Raw genomic sequence first — 19,303 nt, 5'->3', positions numbered from 1 at the left:
CCTTATCTCATTCATTAGAGTACAACGCATGTCTAAAACACGTGTGATTTATCCAGGGACTTTCGATCCAATTACCAATGGACATGTTGATTTGGTTGCAAGGGCATCAAAAATGTTTGATGAAGTTGTGGTGGCCATTGCAATTGGACATCATAAAAATCCAGTGTTTAGTTTAGAAGAACGTGTTGAACTCGCAAAAGCATCACTGAGCCATTTGAATAATGTTGAGTTTGTGGGTTTTGATGGCTTGTTGGTCAATTTCTTCCGTGAGCAGCGTGCAACAGCGGTACTCCGTGGTTTAAGAGCAATTTCAGATTTTGAATATGAGTTCCAGTTGGCCAATATGAACCGTCAGCTTGATCCACATTTTGAATCTGTATTTTTAACACCCTCAGAGCAATTCTCATTTATTTCATCGACGCTGGTGAGAGAGATTGCCCGTTTAAAAGGTGATGTGAACAAGTTTGTGCCTGCCGTTGTGGTTGAGGCATTTGAACGAAAACATCAACAAGGTTGGTAAATGTCCTTATATATTACAGATGAATGCATTAACTGTGATGTCTGTGAACCTGTATGTCCGAATGAAGCCATTTATATGGGTGAGCTGATTTATGAGATTCACCCTGCACTTTGTACAGAGTGCGTAGGCCATCATGATCAGCCACAGTGCCAGTTGTTTTGCCCAGTCGATTGTATTCCGCTTGACCCTCAGCATGCTGAATCCCATGATGAGCTCATGGATAAATATAAGAAGCTGACTGCACAAAAAAATGCGAGCAATTAATTGCTAACTTTGATAAGATGCGCCACGAAGTGGGCTGGACGGTCGCCGCTGTGGAGGTCTTCGTGACTGAAGCAGGGGAGGAAAGTCTGGGCTTCAAAGGGTAAGGTGCTAGGTAACGCCTAGGCAGCGTGAGCTGACGACAAGTGCAGCAGAGAGTAGACCGCCTCATTCGTGAGGTAAGGGTGAAAGGGTGCGGTAAGAGCGCACCGCATGGCTGGCAACAGTTCATGGCATGGTAAACTCCACCTGAAGCAAGACCAAATAGGAATCCATTAGGTGTGACCCGCATCGGATTCGGGTAGGTCGCTTGAGCGTATGAGTGATTGTACGCCTAGAGGAATGATCGTCTTCGACAGAACCCAGCTTATAGGCCCACTTCCAAGATTTTTTGAAAAATACGCTTGACGTATGTAGTGAAAGTTAAGATAATGCGCCCACAGTTTTTGGCTATGTAGCTCAGTTGGTTAGAGCACCGCACTCATAATGCGGGGGTCACAGGTTCAAGTCCCGTCATAGCCACCATTTTATAGACCACGCTCCTGCGTGGTCTCTTTTTGTCTGTTGTTTTTAAAATATGCTGTGCTGTTCAGGATATCAATTTTCTCACTGTATAAAAGACATGCTTTCCCTGGATTTTTAGGCTGATTTAAATGTTTGTTGAAATTTGATCAGTTGGAAATTAAAAGACTAAAAACTGCGCATATGTTTCGTGTTTTCAAAACCATAGACTTGACCAGCTATACGGAACACTAGATAATGCGCTCACAGTTTATGGCTATGTAGCTCAGTTGGTTAGAGCACCGCACTCATAATGCGGGGGTCACAGGTTCAAGTCCCGTCATAGCCACCATTTTAAAAAACCACGCTCCTGCGTGGTTTCTTTTTATCTATATGATGCTGCCTGTTATTGTCGTTTCAAACCAAAACAGCGTTGTTCTGGTTTATGTAGAGGCTATAAATGTTTTTCGATGGTCGCCAAGGTCTGTGGGCTTTCGTAGAACGGTTTTAGAATTAATGTAATGATTGGCTCTAATACACCATGCTCGTCTAAAGCGGCTACAACTTTTGGATAAAAACGTACAGCCTCATTGAGTAAATCTGTGTCTTCCAGACCAATTGCTGCAAAAATATCTTCCAGACTTTCATCTTTATAGAAATCATAAAAGACTTTTACACCGTACAGGATCAGCTCTTGTATGAAAGAGGACTGGCGTAATTCTTTCCAGTATTCATAGATCATCACAAAGAATTCTTCAACATCCAATGGAGTCACCTGTTTGGTGTATTCTGATAGCGGCTTGGCCTTGTTATCATCCCAAACATTGCGGGCAAGACTTTCCATGTCATCATTAGACAGTAGGCTTAAATCAGCCAGTTGCTCCTGAATAAATTTGCCTATGCTTTCTTCCAGTTTCTGCTCAATTCGTTGTTGCTGGCGGTATGAAAAGCTTTTTAGTTTTTGCTGCCATTCATACTTGCTTTCAGATATTCTGTCTTCATCAGCCTGTGAAAACAGTTTTGGCAACTTGTTCTGCAAGGTTGTGGTGGCAATGTACTGGCACAATTGCTCAATAGAGGGACTTTCTTTAAGGAAGTGGTTGAGATAGTGGCGGATATTTTCCAGTTCCAGAAATTTGGAAAGCCATATTTCAAACTGCTGATCTGAAAATAAGTCTTGTAATTCTGCTGAAGACTGTAAAGAAAAAACATGCAGCCGTTGAGCAATCTCACCAATAAATTCCAGTAACCCTGCACCAAGCTGCATTTCAAAGGCATAACGCTTAACGACAGCCTGAATTTGCTCCAGTTCAACAACTTCCCTGAGTTGGATGTCTGGCGCATGTTGTTTGACATCCTCCCCCACCTAAAGGAGGGGGATTCCTACTGCTAGATGGCAATGTCCTGCCACGAAACAGATACTATAGTTCTCTGCTTCTTATTCCAATGTAGTCCTACCTTTCGGATTGCAAAGAGTGCACGGATTACAATGGGGAAAACTGTTTTTTTCGTGTTGTATCAGTCTGCTGACTAAAAATATACAACGTAATTATCATAGCACATGGATTACTAGATTCAAATGTTTTTAGCAATCCTAGCTAATCCCCACAAGAGGGACTAGCGGATTGCAGCCTTATATCCTCGGGCTAAATCCCGAGGTTTTACGGCTATTCGGATAAAAAGCTGGATAAACTGTTGAAAAAACTCAGCAGAAAGCTGGGTAGTCAGTTGGTTTTTATAAAATGCCACCTGCTCAAGCAAAAGTGCTTGAGCAAGGTGTTGTGACTTTTCAGAAACAATCTGTTCAGTCATTCGCAGTCCATCCATTGACGATAGGGTAACGGCGTTCACGACTGAACGCACGCGAGCTGATACGTGGTCCAATTGCCCCTTGGCGACGCTTGTATTCGTTACGGTCAACCAAACGAATAACTTTCTCGACCACTTCAGCTTCATAGCCTTTGGCAATGATGTCTGCCTGACTCAGGTCTTCCTCAATGTAGGCGTACAAGATCGCATCCAGTACATCATAGGCTGGTAAAGAATCCTGATCTTTCTGGTCTGGGCGTAACTCTGCTGATGGTGGACGTGTAATCACACGTTCAGGGATAACAGGTGTTTTACTCAAAGTATTGCGATATTTCGCCAACTCAAACACGATGGTTTTATACACATCCTTGAGTACAGAGAAACCACCCACCATATCACCATACAATGTGCAGTAACCCACTGAAATTTCCGACTTGTTACCTGTGGAAAGGACAAGGTTGCCAAACTTATTCGATAAGCCCATCAACAGAGTGCCACGGGTACGTGCCTGCAAATTTTCTTCGGTTGCATCGGCAGGGCTATTGCCAAAGAATGGATAAAGGGTTTGCATGAAACTGTTCACAATTGGATGGATTTCTGCAATACCAAAGGTTACACCCATACGGCGTGCCTGTTCAGTCGCATCCTCCACACTCATTTGAGAGGTATAAGTATAAGGCATCATCACAGCCTGTACCTTATCTGCGCCAATCGCATCCACCGCAATCGCAAGGGTGAGTGCGGAGTCAATACCACCCGATAGACCCAGAATCACGCCAGGGAAGCCTGAACGTTGCACATAGTCGCGGGTTGCCATGACCAATGCCTGATAAATTTCAGCAAAAGTGTCGAGGGGAGGCGTGGTTTTTGCGGTTTTAAACAGCTTCTGTTTTGCATCATATTCAGCGAAATAAACAGATTCCTGAAAACTTGGGGCCTGTAAGGCAAGCTGCCCATTATGATTGCTGACAAAACTCGACCCATCAAAAATCAGGTCATCTTGTCCACCCACCTGATTCACGTAAACAATATTCAGGCTAAGCTGTTTTGCCAGCTCATTCAGGGTTTGTACACGGTGCTGTGGTTTACCGACTTCATATGGTGAAGCATTTAAGATCAGCACAGTTTCAACATTGAGCTGGCTTAACTGTTTAACGGTATTGAGTGACCACACATCTTCACAGATCAAGACACCAAACTTATGCCCTAGATATTCAAAAACCAGATGCTGGTGACCCTCCTGAAAATAACGTTTCTCATCAAACACACCGTAGTTTGGCAAGTTATGTTTATTGTAAACACCTAAAACCTGACCATCTTTCATTACAGCGGCGGAGTTATAGCGATTCCCATCCTCAGTCTGGTGCACAAAACCGAACACCATCACAATATCTTTGACTTCGCTTAACTGGGCAAGCGCCTTTTGGGTTCGTTTTTGTAGGTTTGGACGAAGTATAAGGTCTTCAGCAGGGTAGCCCAGCGTGGAGAGTTCTGGGAAGATGATCAAGTCAGCCTGTTGTTGTTTCGCTGAATTTGCCTGTTCAACCATCTTTTGAGTATTTGCATCAATATTGCCAATATGCGGAGAGAACTGAGCAAGGGCAACTTTAAAATTTTTCATTCAAACTTAATCCTGAGTTTTAACAAATTATGATATGCAAGTTTTTGATTTATATAGGTATGGTTTTAAAAAACATTGCTATATCATGGCGCCAGACATTCTATATCTTAAAGAAAAATGACAAGTTTACTAATATATACTAAATGCACATTTTTCTGCGTAGAAAAAACAAATTTTTCTGTGTAAAACGGCAACATTTCTCAATGTTTGCGTAGTTATGCTGCATGAGTGTGAAGAAATTTCATATAGCGCTATAAAGTTTTTTTCCGCTCATTTTGGTGTATGGACATGATATGTACTGATAATCCATTTTAAAGTTTAATTTGTACAATAAATATACATAAAATAATAAAAATGACTATATTTTACTTATTTGAGGTGGGGTTTTATAAAATAATTTAATTAAATCAATTTGTTAAAATTTTATATACCGTTTGTCGGGAGTTACTTTGCTACGCTTGAGTGTACAACTGTACACTGCTATTATCTTAATTAATGTGAACATGTGTACACTATTGTTATCCAATGAAGCATCATGTTGTAATACATGATCAGAAAAAAAGAGGTATTCGCTATGTCAGTAGTATGGTTTCCTGTAATTGCATTTGGTCTGGCTGTGGTTGTTGGTCGTATTGGTACAGTCATGTTCCGAGAACAAGAGCAGGAACTTAAATAAGTTCAGAAGAACCTGATTTTTAACATGAGAGGTAAGTAGTAATGATTCCAGTAATTTTATTTCCAGTGGTTGCATTTGGTTTGGTAATTGGCGTAGGGCGTGTTGGTACAATTGTTAAGGATGCAATGCGTGTGGATTTTACGACTGAAATGGATGATAGTCATGAACACAGCCCAGAAGCTCGCAAAGGCTCTATTGTTTAAAGTAGATTGCGATCCAATTACCTAAAAAGCCCTGTGGATAAAATCACGGGGCTTTTTATTTTTTAATGATATTTGGAATTTTCCTGAAAAAAATATCTCGTGCAATGTCACCCTGCTGTTCAATATTATAATCCTCAAAAGCTTTGCCCTGAATAAATTGATAACAGTAAGGATTGTATTTTTTAAAACTTAGATAATAGCCCAGTTGTAGGATTGCACCTTTCAGAATGACATTAGTCTGTTGCTGGTATTGTAAAATATGTGCCAGCTCATGAATAAAAACACCCTGTAATGCCATTGAGCATTTTGAATAGTCTGCACTGAAAGAGGTTTGACATGCGAATAAATTGCCATTCGGTGCGATAAAAATATTGGCTGGCTGCCAGGGGAGATAGGGGGTATTGAAAATTCTCACTTGATCATAGTTGATCAGGTTGCCAAAAACCTGCTGTGCAATCTCCACTTCACCCTGCGTGAGTCCACGACATTCAAATTCATTTATCCTAAAATGGACAATCAGGCTGGAAATAAATCTGGCTTCTAATCTCTGTATCAACGATTGTGTGGGCTGGGACATATTTGATGATATCTGGGATTAAAATTATTGTTGGGAATTATCTTCACTTGAAAAGAAAAACCCCAGTTAAAACTGAGGTTTTACCACAACTAAAATGACCACTGCAAGTAGGATCAGGGTGGGCATTTCATTAAAGAACCGCCAAAACTTATGTGATTTGTAGTGGGCATTACCAATCAGTTTTTTACGGTAATAACCACATACAAAATGGTAAATCACCAGTAAACCCACCAAACCGACTTTAAGATAAAACCATAACGCTTCATGATAGTGTCTGGTGGCATCCCCCCAGTCCACAAGGAAATGGGCGGTGATGAGTGTAGCAATCATGGATGGCCACATAATGCCACGGTACAATTTACGTTCCATGACCTCAAAGCGCTGATGACTGACAGTATCTTCACTCATCGCATGGTAAACATAAAGACGAGGCAGATAGAATAATGCAGCGAACCAACACACCACAGCGATAATATGTAATGCTTTCACCCACAAGAAAGCATCAGAAGGTGCATCCATCGATCATCCTAGGTGGGATTATGCATCCCACTTCTTGAAAATGAGGCAGGCGTTTACACCGCCAAAGCCAAAACTGTTACTCATGATAGTATTCAGTTTTGCATCACGTTTTTCAAGTACAATATCGAAACCTTGTGCGCCCTCATCCAGTTCTGTGACGTTGATATTTGGTGCAATAAAGTCATTTTGCATCATCAGTACAGAATAAATCGCTTCCTGAACACCAGCGGCACCCAGACTATGACCCGTCATGGATTTGGTTGAACTTAATGGTGGAACCTGACCCTCACCAAAAGCACGTTCGATTGCTTTAAGCTCCGTCACATCACCAGCAGGGGTGGAGGTACCATGCGTGTTGATATAATCAATCTGCTCAACACCATGTTGTTTGGCTTCTTCCAGTGCCATGAGGATACAGCGGGTTGCACCTTCACCACTTGGCGCAACCATGTCAGCACCATCACTATTCGCTGCATAACCGACAACTTCAGCTAAAATGTTAGCACCGCGGGCCTGAGCATGTTCCAGTGATTCAAGAATAACGAAACCACCACCGCCTGCAATGACGAAACCATCACGGTCTTTTGAATAAGGACGTGAAGCTGTTTCTGGGCTATCATTATATTTAGAGCACAATGCGCCCATTGCATCAAACAGCAGGCTTTGAGACCAGTGATCCTCTTCACCACCACCTGCTAGCATCAGGTCTTGTTTGCCCAATTGGATCAGGTTGTAAGCATAGCCAATCGCATCGGCAGATGTTGCACATGCGCTGGTAATGGAGTGAGCGATACCCTGAAGTTTTAATGACACACCAACGTTTGCAGTAATGGTGTTGCTCATATTGCGGGGAACAAAGAAAGGTCCAATTTTACGTGCGCCTTTTTCCTCTAAAAGTTTCACCATTTCAGCAACAGAGGCGGTTGAATTACCGCCACTACCACCTGTAATCCCATAACGTGGGTTATTGGCCAGGTCTTCCTGTTTAAGGCCTGCATTTTCTACCGCCGCAATCGCCGCATTGTAGGCATACATGGCACAGACACCCATAAAACGTTTAATTTTACGGTCAATGCCATCAAAATCTTGAACAGCCGCCGCGCTGACATGGCTCTTGAAATTAAGTTCAGCATAAGTTGGGTTAAAACGTGTCCCAGAGATTCCATTTTTTAAAGAATGAGTAACCTCTTCCAAAGAGTTGCCGATGCATGAGTTGATGCCCATACCAGTGATTACAACACGTTTCATTTACAGATCCCTTTTATGGTAATGCTAAGCTATGTACGATAATCGTTATTCATAAATCAGGAGAATATAACGATTAAAACAGCTTATAAGTGAATGACACCATGATAGCAGAAAGGTTTTTTATTTCTTATGGCAAATTTTATGCCTATTTCCAGTTGTGTAAATATTAGTAAATATCAGTCATGTTGTGACGAAACGTAATGAAAGTACACACATAAAAGTTGAGATAAATAGATATTCAACCTAGTATCTACCTAGAAATGCACACAATTACAGAGCAGAGGTATTTGATGACAAAATCCCAAAATAAGCAATCTTCAGGTTTATTGGCACAGGCCTTTGGAGTGGCTAAAAAGCTCAGTTCAGAATTACAAAAACGTCAGCTTGCCCCAACGACTTCCGCAGCGGAACTCGCCCATTCATCAAATGTGATTGAGGGAAGTGCCCGCTTCAAACCTCCATTTGAGGTGGAAAGGTATGAAACACCACAACAGATGCTGCGCCAGCAATTGCCTAAACTGTCAAACCAGTTGCTGGGTCGTCATTACACGCGGGTCAATAATTTCGCCACCTTTATATCGCCAGACCTTGGGGAAAAAGTCTCTGAATACCTGTTTCAGTGGCTAAATGAGTTTAGTTCAAACACCTCTTTAACAGAAAAAATTCTTGAGGAGGCAGGGGTGAAAGACATTGCTGAACTCACCAGGGATACAGGTCGTTCCCAGCGTCTGAGTCAGGCCTTGATTGAACAGAACAAGCTTTTGGCTGCGGTGCAGGGTTTGATTACAGGTGCAACAGGGGTGTGGGGTGCGGCAATAGACATTCCTGCCTCAATAGTTCTGGCATTGAGAACTGTATATCAAACAGGTCGTTCCCATGGCTTTGACCTCAATGGCGACACAGACCAGGAAATTGTTGCATTTATTTTCAAGGAAATTGATTTGAGCCTTGTGGCGGAAAAGCAAACCCTGCTACTTACATTGAAAGCCGTGAAATCCATGCTGGAAACCCATGACCTGCAACAGTTCCAGCAATTGTTGGGTTCAAATAACGATATTGAAATGATCAGGAAATGGCTAGTTGATGATGAGGGACAATTTAAGTGGGGATGGCTCAACCGTATTCCCCAAGCCTCTGTGATTGGTAAGCTGACTCCTGTGGCAGGTGCGGCATTGGGCAGCTTTTATAGCTGGAAACTGCTTGAGGATGTAGGGCATAAGTCTCAGTCAGTATTTGGTGCGGCACGTTTCTATTTAAATGAGCATCCAGATGAAAAGATTTCCCCTTTGGCTGCTTATTACAAGGCCGAAGCCTTGCTTCGCAAGGCCAGTCCAAAACTGTTAAATCCAATTGAAACTGAATCACATAAACCGTCTACAGCGGAAGCAACTAAAAATGATGTGATTACCCATGTTGATGTTCGGGCAAAAGAAAATGCTGCCGATCAGCCATCTGTGGAGGAAAAGGTGGAAACTGGTATCCAGCAACTGGCAAGCCAATATGTTGAAGAGCATGAACATGCTGAACAACAACCTGCCTTGACTGCACAGCAGGATGAGATAATCACAGAAGATGAACCTGAAATTGTGGCTGAACAAAAACCAATTGAGGTAGAACCAGCGTCAACAAAACACAGCTAATTTGTTTCATGATGTATTCATACATCAGAACGCAACAAAAACACTAGGAATGGTCAGCATTTGCTCTATTGTGAGATGTTGACCATTTTTACTTCTTGGCTTACAATTATGTGCCCTCAAAAAGAGGTGTTTTTCTTTTTGAGGTTGTTTAATAACGGGAGAATTGCCAAATGGCAACAACAAATCAGTTGATCCGTAAGGGTCGTACAACTTTGATTGAAAAATCAAAAGTTCCTGCGTTGAAGGCTTGTCCACAACGTCGTGGTGTATGTACACGTGTATATACGACTACTCCTAAAAAACCTAACTCTGCAATGCGTAAGGTTTGCCGTGTTCGCTTAACTTCTGGTTTTGAAGTGTCTAGCTACATCGGTGGTGAAGGTCATAACCTACAAGAGCACAGTGTTGTTCTTATCCGTGGTGGTCGTGTTAAAGACTTACCAGGTGTACGTTACCATACCGTTCGTGGTTCTTTGGACTGTGCTGGCGTTAAAGATCGTAACCAGTCACGTTCTAAATACGGTGCGAAACGTCCTAAGAAGTAATTCTAGGAAAATAGCCCAAGCAATCCTTTAGCGTTTCGCTTGTTTGAATTCTTCATAGATTTGTAATTCAGGCGACGTATAGTAAGGCCAGCGTCATGTACACGACACTTAGTACAACTGCTGGATCATCCTGAAGTGTCATAATATTAGGTGTATTAAAATGCCAAGACGTCGCGTAGTCGCTGCTCGTGAGATCCTTCCAGATCCGAAATTTAGCAGCCAAACAATCGCTAAATTCATGAACCACGTTATGCAGGATGGTAAAAAATCTGTTGCTGAAGGTATCGTTTACGGTGCTTTGGAACGTGTTCAGGAAAAAAACAAAGTAGACCCAGTTGAATTTTTCGAGACTACTCTTGAGAAAGTTCGTCCTATGGTTGAAGTAAAGGCACGCCGTGTTGGTGGTGCTACTTATCAAGTACCTATGGAAGTGCGCCCATCCCGTCGTACTGCCTTGGCTATGCGTTGGTTAGTAGATGCTGCTGCTAAGCGTTCTGAAAAAACGATGGCTTTACGTCTTGCTGGTGAGTTGCTAGATGCGGCTGAAGGTAAAGGTGCTGCGATCAAAAAACGTGAAGACGTGCATCGTATGGCTGAAGCCAACAAAGCCTTCTCTCATTACCGTTTCTAAGCGGATAAAACAGTCCCTAATCAGGAGAATATTCATGCGTACCGCAGCTCGATTCAACATCGCTCTCTACCAAAGTGGGGGCTTTGCGGGTATTTAAGTTGCCTGCTTGAATATTTGTACGCATCAATTTAATTGATGCGTCCTGTTTTAAATATAACATTTAGGAATGTAGACATCATGGCTCGCCAAACCCCAATTACTCGTTACCGTAACATCGGTATTTCTGCGCACATTGACGCAGGTAAAACAACAACTTCTGAACGTATTTTGTTCTACACAGGTGTATCTCACAAACTTGGTGAGGTACATGATGGTGCAGCAACAATGGACTGGATGGAGCAAGAGCAAGAACGTGGTATTACTATTACTTCGGCTGCAACAACTTGTTTCTGGTCTGGTATGGGTAACCAATTCGAACAGCATCGTATCAATGTAATTGATACTCCAGGGCACGTTGACTTCACAATCGAAGTTGAGCGTTCTATGCGTGTTCTTGATGGTGCTTGCATGGTTTACTGTGCTGTAGGTGGTGTACAACCTCAGTCTGAAACTGTATGGCGTCAGGCGAACAAATATAAAGTGCCTCGTTTGGCATTCGTCAACAAGATGGACCGTACAGGTGCCAACTTCTTCCGTGCTGTTGAGCAAGTTAAAACTCGTTTAGGTGGTAATCCTGTACCTATCGTTGTGCCAATCGGTGCTGAAGATACATTTGCAGGTGTTGTTGACCTGATCGAGATGAAAGCGATTATCTGGGATGAAGAGTCTCAAGGTATGAAGTTTGAATATGGTGACATTCCTGCTGATCTGGTAGATACAGCTAATGAATGGCGTACCAAGATGGTTGAAGCTGCGGCTGAAGCTTCAGAAGAGTTGATGGATAAATATCTTGAAGAAAGTGATCTTTCTAAAGAAGATATTGTTGCGGGTCTTCGTACACGCACATTAGCCTCTGAAATTCAACCGATGTTATGTGGTTCAGCATTTAAGAACAAGGGTGTTCAACGTATGTTGGATGCTGTCATTCAATTCTTGCCTTCTCCTACGGAAGTAAAAGCAATTGAAGGTGTGCTTGATGATAAAGCTGAAACTAAAGCTACGCGTGAAGCATCTGATGATGCACCGTTCTCAGCTTTAGCCTTTAAAATCATGAATGACAAGTTTGTAGGTAACCTAACTTTCGTTCGGGTGTACTCAGGTGTACTTAAACAAGGTGATGCTGTTTATAATCCAGTTAAATCTAAACGTGAGCGTATTGGTCGTATTGTACAAATGCATGCCAATGAACGTCAGGACGTAGAAGAAATCCGTGCAGGTGATATTGCAGCATGTGTGGGTCTTAAAGACGTCACCACGGGTGATACACTGTGTGATGAAAAAAATGTCATTACGCTTGAACGTATGGAATTCCCAGAGCCAGTAATTTCATTGGCTGTTGAACCAAAAACTAAAGCTGACCAAGAAAAAATGTCAATTGCTTTAGGTCGTTTGGCGAAAGAAGATCCATCATTCCGCGTTCGTACAGATGAAGAATCTGGCCAAACGATCATTGCTGGTATGGGTGAGCTTCACCTTGACATCATCGTTGACCGTATGAAGCGTGAATTCAGTGTTGAAGCGAACATTGGTAAACCAATGGTTGCTTACCGTGAAACAATCAAAAAGACTGTTGAGCAAGAAGGTAAGTTTGTTCGTCAAACAGGTGGTAAAGGTAAATTCGGTCATGTATATGTTCGTTTAGAGCCTATGGATGTTGAAGAGGCTGGTAAAGAATATCAATTCGCTGAAGAAGTTGTCGGTGGTACTGTACCTAAAGAATTCTTCGGTGCGGTTGATAAAGGTATTCAGGAACGTATGAAGAATGGTGTATTGGCTGGTTACCCTGTTGTGGGTATCAAAGCGACATTATTCGACGGTTCTTACCACGATGTCGACTCTGATGAATTGTCGTTCAAAATGGCAGGTTCTTATGCATTCCGTGATGGTTTCATGAAAGCAGACCCTGTTCTTCTTGAGCCAATCATGAAAGTTGAAGTGGAAACTCCAGAAGACTACATGGGCGATATCATGGGTGACTTAAACCGTCGTCGTGGTATGGTTCAAGGTATGGACGATCTTCCTGGTGGAACTAAAGCAATTAAAGCAGAAGTTCCATTGGCTGAGATGTTTGGTTACGCGACTCAAATGCGTTCTATGTCTCAAGGTCGTGCGACATACTCGATGGAATTTGCTAAATATGCTGAAACTCCACGTAACGTGGCTGAAGGCATCATCGCTAAGTTCCAAGCTGGCGGTAAAAAAGGTGACGACGAGTAATCTTTCGATTACTATATTACCCAACTAAAATTTAGTTAAAAAACCAAGTGCTCATGGGCGACCCTCATGAGCAGTTTATAAAGGAAGATCATCATGGCTAAAGCCAAGTTTGAACGTAATAAACCACACGTAAACGTGGGTACAATTGGTCACGTTGACCATGGTAAAACAACTTTAACTGCTGCGATTGCAACTATCTGTGCAAAAACTTACGGCGGTGAAGCGAAAGATTACTCACAAATCGACTCTGCTCCTGAAGAAAAAGCACGTGGTATTACCATTAATACATCACACGTAGAATACGATTCTCCAATCCGTCACTACGCTCACGTAGACTGCCCAGGCCACGCCGATTATGTTAAAAACATGATCACTGGTGCTGCTCAGATGGATGGCGCGATCCTTGTATGTGCTGCGACTGATGGTCCAATGCCACAAACTCGTGAACACATCCTGCTTTCTCGTCAGGTAGGTGTACCTTACATCATCGTATTCTTGAACAAGTGTGACCTTGTTGATGATGAAGAATTACTTGAATTAGTAGAAATGGAAGTTCGTGAACTTCTTTCTACTTATGACTTCCCAGGTGATGACACTCCAATCATCCGTGGTTCAGCGCTTCAAGCATTGAACGGCAATGATGGCGAATATGGTGAGAAATCAGTTCTTGCACTTGTAGAAGCGCTTGACTCTTACATCCCAGAACCAGAGCGTGCAATCGATAAAGCATTCTTGATGCCAATCGAAGACGTGTTCTCAATTTCTGGTCGTGGTACAGTAGTGACTGGTCGTGTAGAAGCTGGTATCGTTAAAGTTGGTGAATCTGTTGAAATCGTTGGTATCCGTGATACTCAAACGACTACAGTTACTGGCGTTGAAATGTTCCGTAAACTTCTTGACGAAGGTCGTGCGGGCGAGAACTGTGGTGTTCTTCTACGTGGTACCAAGCGTGAAGACGTACAACGTGGTCAGGTACTTGCTAAGCCAGGTACAATCAAGCCACACACCAAATTCGATGCGGAAGTATACGTACTTTCTAAAGAAGAGGGTGGTCGTCACACTCCATTCCTTAACGGTTACCGTCCACAGTTCTACTTCCGTACAACTGACGTAACTGGCGCGATCAAACTACAAGATGGCGTAGAAATGGTTATGCCTGGTGACAACGTAGAAATGTCAGTAGAGTTAATCCACCCGATCGCAATGGACCCAGGTCTACGTTTTGCAATCCGTGAAGGTGGTCGTACTGTAGGTGCTGGTGTTGTTGCGAAAGTAACTGCATAATCGCCTAGAGTGATAAAAAAACACCCCTTTGGGGTGTTTTTTTTATGTCTATTGCTAGACAAAGTTTCCTTGCGTCGAGAAAAATGATTTCACTCATCATCCTTTTTCTCTCTTGCGTCGAAAAATTTAATACTTAATTAAATTTTCCTCCTCATGTCCTAAACTGATACCTTGCTGTCCTAAACTGCACTTAATTCATCGCAATAAAACCGTAATATAAACACAAGAAAATGAACAAAAGTAGTAAATGGAAATTTTCCATTTAAAAGGAGTCAGTAGAGAGGTGGTCCCACTTGTTTGAACAACTAAAAGCGTATTTATAAGTGATATTCCGCTCTAGTTAAGCCACCTTGTTTTGTTGGGGTAGCTGATCATAGTAAAACTCATTTGGTGTCATTTTGTCTAGACTCGAATGAGGTCGTTTCAAATTATAAAACTCAAAATATGCACTTAATTGCTTTTTCGCATCTGTGACACTGCTATAAGCTTTGAGATACACCTCTTCATATTTAACGCTCCGCCATAATCGTTCAACCATCACATTATCTACCCATCGACCTTTACCATCCATACTGATTTGAATGCCATTTGATTTCAATACATCAATAAATGCATCACTGGTGAACTGACTGCCTTGGTCTGTATTCAATATTTCAGGTGATCCATATTTTTCAATCGCTTCATTTAAAACCGAAATACAAAAATCCACCTCCATACTAATCGATACCCTATGCGCAAGTACCTTGCGGCTATGCCAATCAATCACAGCACATAAATAAACAAAACCTTTTGCCATAGGGATATACGTTATATCCGTAGACCACACTTGATTACTGCGCTGAATAGCCAATCCTTTGAGCAGATATGGATATTTACGGTGAGCTTGATTAGCCTGGCTTAAATTTGGTTTGCAATATAACGCCTGAATACCCATTTTCTTCATTAAAGTACGTGTATGACGTCGTCCTATATGATGTCCTTGACGATTCAACAAATCACGCATCATACGACTGCCTGCAAAAGGATATTGCATATGTAATTCATCAATACACCGCATCAGCTTCAGATCTGATGCACTCACAGGTTTTGGGCGATAATAATAACAACCACGGGAGACTTTCAGCAGCTTAGCTTGTTTAGATACTGAAATCTGAAGTGAGTCGTCGATTAACTTTTGTGGTTGAAGCGGCCCAGTTTCTTCAACACACCTTCTAAAAAATCAATTTCTAATGCCTGCTCACCGATTTTTGCATGTAGTTTTTTTAGATCGATGGGTGGTTCTGTTGGAGCTTTTGATTGATCGAAAGCTTGCGAGGAAGCTGAAATCAATTGATTTTTCCAGTCGATAATTTGGTTTTGATGAACATCAAATTCAGCACTCAATTCAGCAAGTGTTTTTTCTGCTTTAATCGCAGCAAGTGCTACCTTAGCTTTAAAATCATTTGAATGATTTCTTCTTGGTCTACGTGCCATAAAATACTCCTTATATCGATGTTTATAACATCATTTGGGGAGCAAAATATCACTTATAGCTGTTGTTCAAATTTACGGATCCATCTCTGTAGCATGAATGCTAAAGTAAATATTTCAAATCGTGCAGGTGCAAGTTTTCCAGTACGTCGTATGAATTTTGATTTTGATCAAGTACCAGAATATTGGATGGATGGTTCGGCTGGCTTAACTCATTTCATGACTGGTTTGTCTACATTATTCCCAGATGGCGAGAAATTATTTATTGATGCTGTACGTGCTGTACGTTATCACCCAACTATTAAAGATAATGCAGAACTACAAAAAGAAATCAGTGCTTTTATTGGTCAAGAAGCAATGCACACTCAAGAGCATGTAAATTTTAATGCTTCTGCACAAAAGTATGGTCATGATGTTAGATCTTTAGAGCAGATTACGGGACGGTATATCCAATTTGCGCTTAAGAATTTTTCAAAAATCGTCAAACCCTTTGGTATGACAAGAGAGATGGTTGATCTAACGGCGACAACAGCGCTAGAACATTTTACTGCAACGATTGCCTCTGAATTATTACGCAATAAACACATCCAAGATTTAATGACAGATGAGACCATGTCATATATGTGGTTCTGGCATGCGGTTGAAGAAAATGAACATAAAGCAGTGGCTTACGATGTCTATGAGTCGGTATTTGGAACTGGATTAAAAGCATATAGTTTACGTACTACAGCACTTGTATTTGCTATGGTTTTAATCTTTATTCTTCAATCTTATTTTACTTTACGGCTACTTCAACAAGACAAAAAACTAAATCTGAAAGAATTAGGCATGATTTACAAATATGCTTATAGTCCATCAAAAGGGATTATTACAGGTATGGCGGGTGAAATGTTGGCTTACTTTAGACCACATTTTCATCCAAATGATTTAGATACCGTACAATTACTTAAAGATTGGAAGGCAAAATTAGGTTTTTAACTTAAAACTTCCATTAGCTAAACCTATGTAAAAAGAGCAATAAAATTGCTCTTTTTAATTTTGAATATTACATTGAATAGACTTTTTTAAATCATACTGACATGTCCTAAGATGATGCTTTTCTGACCTTATCTGCACTTATTTAATACGTTCAAAGAAGCGTATAAATAAACCATAGATAATTTTTAAGCAAATATATCCATTGGGTAGGAGAAGAAAGTATGAATGCTAAAGTCAATATTTCAAACCGCGCTGGCGCTAGTTTTCCTGTACGCCGAATGGATTTTGAATTTGGCGAAGTGCCACGTTATTGGGCAAATGGAGATGCTGCTTTAACTCATTTTATGACTGCACTTTCAGCACTGTTTCCAGAGGGCGAACAATTTTTTGTGAATAGCACCCGTGCAGTTAGAAATGATCCAAAACTTGCTGATCCTCGATTACAAAAAGAAATTAGTGCTTTTATTGGACAAGAAGCAATGCATTCAAAGGAACACTTGGCTTTTAATGCAGCTGCTCAAGCTTATGGTTATGATGTGCGCAAATTGGAGGCACAAACAGGTAAAGTGATTCAGTATGGAGTTGCTATAAGTACTAAATTATTAAAACCATTTGGTTTTACAAAAGAGATGATTGGTTTAACGGGTACTTGTGCCTTGGAACATTTTACATCAACGATTGCTGAAGAATTATTGTCTAACCCAGATATTCAATCCATGTTTATGGATGAGACCATGTACCATTTATGGATGTGGCATGCAGTTGAAGAAAATGAGCATAAAGCGGTGGTATTTGACGTTTATGAAGCAATGTATGGGCAAGGATTTAAAGCTTATTTTATGCGTTCATTAGCTTTAGTGATTGCAATGGGTTTAATTTTTATTACCCAATCATATTTCACTGCAAAACTTTTGAAAACTGATGGCAAGCTCACATGGCGTGACACCAAATATATGCTCAAGTTCATGTATGGCTATAAAGGTTTTATGACGCGCCAGATTCCTACATTGCTTGCTTTTTTAAGACCTAAATTCCATCCAAATGATGATGATACTACTGAACTGTTAAATAAGTGGCGTGCTGAACTGGGTTTTAACCTGAATTAATGATAAATAGAAAATGGGCAAGCAAAATTGCCCATTTTTTTATTCAAATTTTGCATTAAATTGCTGATAATCTGCACCAGCATTTTATAAGGTAACAGTCCGTGATTCGATTGATGCAGGAAAGTGATATAGACCGTGTAGCTGAGATTGAGCGGTTGGTACAAACACATCCCTGGTCCAGACAGCAGTTTCAGGAATCCTTGACCTCCTACCAATGTACTGTTTATGAAAAAGCCAATCAGGTGGTGGGTTTTTGTATTTTGCAGCCTGTTCTAGATGAGGCCAATTTATTACTGATGGCGATTCATCCAAACCAACAGGGCAAAGGTTTTGGATACGAGTTGCTAGATTATTCAATTCAACAGTTAAAGAACAATCCAGTTCAGATTTTTCTGGAAGTGCGTGAAAGTAATATTCCTGCAATTCACCTATATGAAAAAACAGGTTTTCATCAGATTGATCTACGAAAAAATTATTATCCAAATATTGATGGTTCAAAGGAGCATGCCGTGATTATGGTCAAGACATGCACCGATGATTTTGCAGCCTTATTTCAATAAGGCTATTTAATAATCAGGTTATTCCATTCAGATGGAAGTGTGCTCATCAATGAGTTTCCAAGTTGCTGGATTTCGTTGTCAGAGAGTGGGCGGTTAAGTCTGCGCCATTGTCCATCAAGCAGCAACTCAAGCGGGGTATACTGGGATTTGTAATTCATCTTGGATGAATGCGGCACCCAATAGCCGAGGTAGAGATAATCAAGATTCAGCGTTTTAACGTATTCGATTTGCTTAAGAATCGCAAATACGCCCAAGGAGCGACGTTGTTCATCTGGATCGAAGAAAGTATAAACTGCAGATAAACCATCATCCATTAAATCACAGGTTGAAACACCAATTAATTTTTGGTCTTTCCATAATTCGATGAAAAAACTTTCTGTGCAACTGTGAATGAGGAATTTTTCAAACTGATCTAATGTTGCTGGATACATATCGCCATCTGCATGGCGTTCATTGATATAACGCTCATACAAATCATAATGCTGTTGACTGGCTTGCGAAGTTGGCAAAATACTCATTTTTAAATCTTGATTACGTTTCCATGCTTTCTTCTGGCTACTATTCATTTTAAATTCTTGAATCGGAACGCGACAAGATAAACATTGGCGACATAAGTGGCATTCTGGTCGATAGACAAAATCACCACTACGCCTAAAACCGACACGGGAAAGTTCAGATAAGGTGACGACATCAATCCGATGAATCGGGTCCAGAAACACCATGCGCGCGGACTTGTTATCGAGGTAACTACAGTCGTGCGGTGGCGTGATGTAATACTGTAAGTCATTTAAAAGGGACTTGGGTTGGTATGATTTCATGAATCTGTCCCTCCAAGGTG

At 41.2% G+C, this 19,303-nt stretch carries 18 protein-coding genes, 2 tRNA genes, 1 other RNA gene and 1 pseudogene; 14 read left to right on the top strand and 8 right to left on the bottom strand.

Going from position 1 to position 19,303, the window contains the following annotated elements; all coding sequences use genetic code 11:
* Positions 1–28 precede the first annotated feature (28 nt).
* The 5 genes from coaD (at position 29) to F988_RS10145 (ending at position 1,634) form a co-directional block, all read left to right on the top strand.
* On the top strand, positions 29–520 hold the full coding sequence (gene coaD / locus F988_RS10160) for a pantetheine-phosphate adenylyltransferase (protein WP_004676544.1): 492 nt from the start codon (positions 29–31) through the stop codon (positions 518–520).
* Positions 521–784 carry a YfhL family 4Fe-4S dicluster ferredoxin gene (locus tag F988_RS10155; protein WP_004676546.1) on the top strand — a complete coding sequence of 88 codons (264 nt, stop codon included), beginning with the start codon at positions 521–523 and terminating at the stop codon, positions 782–784. It begins immediately after the preceding gene.
* Positions 785–810: 26 nt separating this feature from the next.
* Positions 811–1,167, top strand: an RNA gene (rnpB, locus tag F988_RS14155) — RNase P RNA component class A.
* A gap of 62 nt (positions 1,168–1,229) precedes the next feature.
* A tRNA-Met gene (locus F988_RS10150) sits at positions 1,230–1,306 on the top strand.
* Between the two features lie 251 nt (positions 1,307–1,557).
* Positions 1,558–1,634: transfer RNA gene (locus F988_RS10145), tRNA-Met, on the top strand.
* Between the two features lie 102 nt (positions 1,635–1,736).
* Here the strand turns inward: F988_RS10145 and F988_RS10140 are convergent.
* From F988_RS10140 to F988_RS10130, 3 genes and pseudogenes are all read right to left on the bottom strand, one after another.
* Positions 1,737–2,630: pseudogene (locus tag F988_RS10140) on the bottom strand (hypothetical protein); the annotation flags it as partial.
* Positions 2,631–2,899: 269 nt separating this feature from the next.
* Positions 2,900–3,094, bottom strand: a complete 195-nt coding sequence (locus tag F988_RS10135; RefSeq protein WP_004682821.1) for a hypothetical protein — start codon at positions 3,092–3,094, stop codon at positions 2,900–2,902.
* Positions 3,087–4,712 (bottom strand): NAD+ synthase, encoded by a 1,626-nt coding sequence (locus F988_RS10130; RefSeq protein ID WP_004682820.1) that lies wholly within the window; start codon positions 4,710–4,712, stop codon positions 3,087–3,089. Before F988_RS10130 ends, F988_RS10135 begins: the two co-directional genes overlap by 8 nt.
* A gap of 717 nt (positions 4,713–5,429) precedes the next feature.
* On the opposite strand from F988_RS10130, the gene F988_RS15235 reads away from it, so the two are divergent.
* Complete coding sequence (locus F988_RS15235; protein ID WP_004676555.1) at positions 5,430–5,591, top strand: hypothetical protein; 162 nt, start codon at positions 5,430–5,432, stop codon at positions 5,589–5,591.
* Positions 5,592–5,646: 55 nt separating this feature from the next.
* Here the strand turns inward: F988_RS15235 and F988_RS10125 are convergent, their stop codons facing one another.
* The 3 genes from F988_RS10125 to F988_RS10115 all read right to left on the bottom strand — a co-directional run bounded on the left by F988_RS10125 (position 5,647) and on the right by F988_RS10115 (position 7,935).
* Positions 5,647–6,168: a hypothetical protein gene (locus tag F988_RS10125; RefSeq protein ID WP_004682818.1), complete on the bottom strand. Its 522-nt coding sequence runs from the start codon at positions 6,166–6,168 to the stop codon at positions 5,647–5,649.
* A gap of 66 nt (positions 6,169–6,234) precedes the next feature.
* Positions 6,235–6,687: a protoporphyrinogen oxidase HemJ gene (gene hemJ, locus F988_RS10120; protein ID WP_004676559.1), complete on the bottom strand. Its 453-nt coding sequence runs from the start codon at positions 6,685–6,687 to the stop codon at positions 6,235–6,237.
* An 18-nt stretch (positions 6,688–6,705) separates the two neighbouring features.
* On the bottom strand, positions 6,706–7,935 hold the full coding sequence (locus F988_RS10115; RefSeq protein ID WP_004682817.1) for a beta-ketoacyl-ACP synthase II: 1,230 nt from the start codon (positions 7,933–7,935) through the stop codon (positions 6,706–6,708).
* A 290-nt stretch (positions 7,936–8,225) separates the two neighbouring features.
* Here F988_RS10115 and F988_RS10110 point away from each other — a divergent pair, with 290 nt between their 5' ends.
* The 5 genes from F988_RS10110 (at position 8,226) to tuf (ending at position 14,351) form a co-directional block, all read left to right on the top strand.
* Entirely contained in the window at positions 8,226–9,575 is a 1,350-nt protein-coding gene (locus F988_RS10110) for an EcsC family protein (protein WP_004682816.1), read from the top strand.
* Positions 9,576–9,745: 170 nt separating this feature from the next.
* The gene (gene rpsL, locus F988_RS10105; protein WP_004638184.1) at positions 9,746–10,120 is read left to right on the top strand and encodes a 30S ribosomal protein S12; all 375 of its coding nucleotides are present in this window, start codon (positions 9,746–9,748) and stop codon (positions 10,118–10,120) included.
* Positions 10,121–10,280: 160 nt separating this feature from the next.
* Positions 10,281–10,751, top strand: coding sequence for a 30S ribosomal protein S7 (gene rpsG / locus F988_RS10100; protein ID WP_004638185.1), 471 nt, complete (start codon positions 10,281–10,283; stop codon positions 10,749–10,751).
* A 177-nt stretch (positions 10,752–10,928) separates the two neighbouring features.
* Positions 10,929–13,067, top strand: coding sequence for an elongation factor G (fusA, locus tag F988_RS10095; RefSeq protein ID WP_004682813.1), 2,139 nt, complete (start codon positions 10,929–10,931; stop codon positions 13,065–13,067).
* 93 nt (positions 13,068–13,160) lie between these two features.
* Positions 13,161–14,351, top strand: a complete 1,191-nt coding sequence (tuf, locus tag F988_RS10090) for an elongation factor Tu (RefSeq protein ID WP_004674338.1) — start codon at positions 13,161–13,163, stop codon at positions 14,349–14,351.
* Between the two features lie 340 nt (positions 14,352–14,691).
* Here tuf and F988_RS14725 read toward each other — a convergent pair.
* A protein-coding gene (locus F988_RS14725; protein WP_228127720.1) for an IS3-like element ISAba14 family transposase occupies positions 14,692–15,824 on the bottom strand; the annotation gives its coding sequence in 2 pieces (ribosomal slippage) (positions 14,692–15,572 and positions 15,572–15,824; 1,134 coding nt in all).
* Between the two features lie 93 nt (positions 15,825–15,917).
* On the opposite strand from F988_RS14725, the gene F988_RS10075 reads away from it, so the two are divergent.
* The 3 genes from F988_RS10075 (at position 15,918) to rimI (ending at position 18,465) form a co-directional block, all read left to right on the top strand.
* Positions 15,918–16,799, top strand: coding sequence for a metal-dependent hydrolase (locus tag F988_RS10075; RefSeq protein ID WP_004682811.1), 882 nt, complete (start codon positions 15,918–15,920; stop codon positions 16,797–16,799).
* Between the two features lie 221 nt (positions 16,800–17,020).
* Entirely contained in the window at positions 17,021–17,905 is an 885-nt protein-coding gene (locus tag F988_RS10070; protein ID WP_004682810.1) for a metal-dependent hydrolase, read from the top strand.
* Between the two features lie 101 nt (positions 17,906–18,006).
* On the top strand, positions 18,007–18,465 hold the full coding sequence (gene rimI, locus F988_RS10065; RefSeq protein ID WP_010589318.1) for a ribosomal protein S18-alanine N-acetyltransferase: 459 nt from the start codon (positions 18,007–18,009) through the stop codon (positions 18,463–18,465).
* Between the two features lie 2 nt (positions 18,466–18,467).
* On the opposite strand, the gene F988_RS10060 is transcribed toward rimI, so the two are convergent.
* Positions 18,468–19,283 carry an arginyltransferase gene (locus F988_RS10060; protein ID WP_004682808.1) on the bottom strand — a complete coding sequence of 272 codons (816 nt, stop codon included), beginning with the start codon at positions 19,281–19,283 and terminating at the stop codon, positions 18,468–18,470.
* Between the last annotated feature and the right edge of the window lie 20 nt (positions 19,284–19,303).

The organism is Acinetobacter parvus DSM 16617 = CIP 108168 (assembly GCF_000368025.1).
In the GTDB taxonomy this organism is placed as follows: domain Bacteria; phylum Pseudomonadota; class Gammaproteobacteria; order Pseudomonadales; family Moraxellaceae; genus Acinetobacter; species Acinetobacter parvus.
Note: the sequence above shows the minus strand (reverse complement) of the source record. Positions and strands in the feature narration are given on the sequence as shown.